The sequence below is a fragment of the Streptomyces zinciresistens K42 genome (assembly GCF_000225525.1).
GTDB classification, from domain to species: Bacteria; Actinomycetota; Actinomycetes; order Streptomycetales; family Streptomycetaceae; genus Streptomyces; species Streptomyces zinciresistens.
The window spans coordinates 1-2,490 of record NZ_AGBF01000393.1 but is presented as its reverse complement, the minus strand read 5'-3'; the positions used below and the strand labels follow the sequence as shown (position 1 = coordinate 2,490).

2 protein-coding genes are annotated in these 2,490 nt (G+C 76.5%); both read left to right on the top strand.

Translation table 11 applies throughout. The features are described 5' to 3' along the window. Window positions 1–1,490 (top strand): type IV secretory system conjugative DNA transfer family protein (locus SZN_RS36690; protein ID WP_007505884.1); only part of this gene is annotated, 1,490 nt, incomplete at its 5' end. 194 nt (window positions 1,491–1,684) lie between these two features. Continuing rightward, on the top strand, window positions 1,685–2,490 hold an 806-nt coding region (locus SZN_RS36685; protein ID WP_007505882.1), incomplete at its 3' end, for a PucR family transcriptional regulator ligand-binding domain-containing protein.

The window sequence follows — 2,490 nt, the reverse complement described above, 5'->3', positions numbered from 1 at the left end:
TGCGCGACGTCGACTACGCCCGTATCTCCCGCGCCTGGCAGGGCGTGCGCTCCGGCCGCCACGAGCTGTCCGCCTTCAACGGGACGGTCTGCCGCGACGGCGCCGCCGCCTGCCCGCACCCCTCCGGCGCGCGCGACCTGCCCGGCCGCAGCGCCCGGCACGACCTGGTCAGCGGGCAGGTGCGGCTCGGCACCACCGCCGACGACCCGCGCAACCCCTACGCCTACCGCGGCACCGGCCTCGGCCTCGGCCCCGAACTGCTCGGGACCTCGCTGCTCGCCGTCGGCCCGGCCGGTTCGGGCAAGACGGGGACCGTCGTCCGGCCGCTCGCCGAGTCGCTGTGCCTGCACGCGCTGGCCGGCCGGGCCGCCGTGGTGGTGATCGGCGCGGCCGGCGCGGGACTCGGACCGGCCGAGGGCTACGACGTCGTCGTCCGGATCGGGAACCCCGACTCCGTCCACGACCTGGACCTGTACGGCGGCACGAGCGACCCCGACGAGGCCGCCGCCCTGCTCGCCGAGGCACTGGCCGGGGATCTCGCCGACCCGCATCCCGGCAGCGACAGCCGGCGCTCCACCACCGTGCTGGCCCAGCTGCTCGGCCCCTTCCGGGCGGTCCACCGGCGCTTCCCCTCGGTGGCGGAGCTGCGGCAGCTGCTGGACGGCTCGCCCGGCGCGCTCGGCGCGCTGCGCACCGCCCTCGAAGGCTCGGGACAGGAGTCGCTGATCCGTGAACTCGACGCCCGCGAGCGGCAGTCGGGGCACCCCGGCGATGTCGCGGCGGTGCTCTCGGACCGGGTGGCCCTGCTCGACCGGCCGGCCTTCGCGGGCTTCTTCGACACCTCCGGGCAGTCGCGGCCGTTCTCGCTGAAGGCGCTCGACCACCCGGTGCGGGTCAGGATCGACCTGCCCGCGCGCGGGCACGCCGAGGCGTCCCGGATGCTGGCCCGGCTGGTGCTGGCCCAGTTCACGTCGAGCGTCGCGGACCGGGAGGACCGGTCGCTGTTCGCCTGCCTGGTGCTGGACGACGCCACCGGGGTCGTGACCCCCGAGGCGGTGCGCGGTGTCCAGCGGCTGCGCTCGGGCAACGCGGGCGTCGTACTGACCCTGCGCACCCTGGACGACGTCCCGAGGCCGCTGCGCGGACCGCTGCTGGGCTCCGCCGGGTGCCGGATGGCGCTGGCCGGGGTCACGCCCTGGGACGGGCAGGACTTCGCCGAGGTGTGGGGCAAGGAGTGGACCGAGGCGCGTGACGTCACCGACCGGCAGATCATCGCGGAGACCCCGGCGGGCAAGGCGCTGCACGCCGTGCGGCGGGTCATCACCGGCAAGGCGCCGACCGCGCGGGCGGTGACCGTGCGGCAGGTCGAGCGGGAGCGGTGGTCCGCCTCCGAGCTGGCGCACGCCCTGCCGCCGGGGCACGCGGTGCTCTCCCTGACCAGTGTCCAGGGCGAGCACGCGCCGCCGCTGCTGGTGGATCTGCGCGGCTGACCTCGGCGTACGGACTCCGGGCCGCGCGAGGACCGTACGGTGAGGCAGAATCGGCACAGGCCGTTCATACACGGCGGCCAATTGATCACCGGGACCCGGCGGTCCAGCGATCACCGAAGGTCCGGCGACCGCCGGCGATCCTGCGATCAGCGGCCGTCCTGTGATCACCGCGCCCACTCCGATGTGAAGGCACCATGCCCCCGACGCTCGCCTCGCTCGTCCACCACTCCGCGCTGAAGCTGACCGTGCGGGCGGGCGAGGACCGCCTGGACGTGCCCGTGCGCTGGGCGCACGTCAGCGAGCTCGCCGACCCCGTGCCCTACATGGAGGGCGGCGAGCTGCTGCTGATCACCGCCCTCAAGCTGGACGCGGAGAACCCCGAGGCCATGCGGCGCTATGTCCGGCGGCTGACCGGCGCCGGCGTGGTCGGCCTCGGCTTCGCGGTCGGCGTGAACTACGAGGCCGTCCCCGAGGCCCTGGTCGAGGCGGCCAGGCGGGAGGACCTGCCGCTGCTGGAGGTGCCGCGCCGCACGCCGTTCCTCGCCATCAGCAAGGCCGTCTCCGCGGCCATCGCGGCCGACCAGTACCGGGCCGTCACGGCAGGGTTCGCGGCCCAGCGGGAGCTGACCCGGCAGGCGCTGAGCGCGGGACCGGAAGGGCTGCTCGCCGCCCTGGCCGCGCAGGTGGACGGCTGGGCGGCCCTCTACGACGCCTCCGGTGCCGTCGTCGCGGCCGCGCCCGAGTGGGCGGGCCGGCGCGCGGCCCGCCTCACGGCCGACGTCCAGCGGCTGCGGGAGCGGCCCGCGCCCGCCTCGTCGGTGGTGGGCGGCGCGGGGCACCCGGAGCACCCGGGAAACGCGGTGAGCCCGGAGCGCCCGGAGCACGGGGACCGCGTCGAACTGCACAGCCTGGGCACCGGCCGCCGCCCCCGCGCCGCGCTGGCCGTGGGCACGGCCTCGGCCCCGGGCACCGCCGAGCGCTACGCCGTGCACTCCGCGAT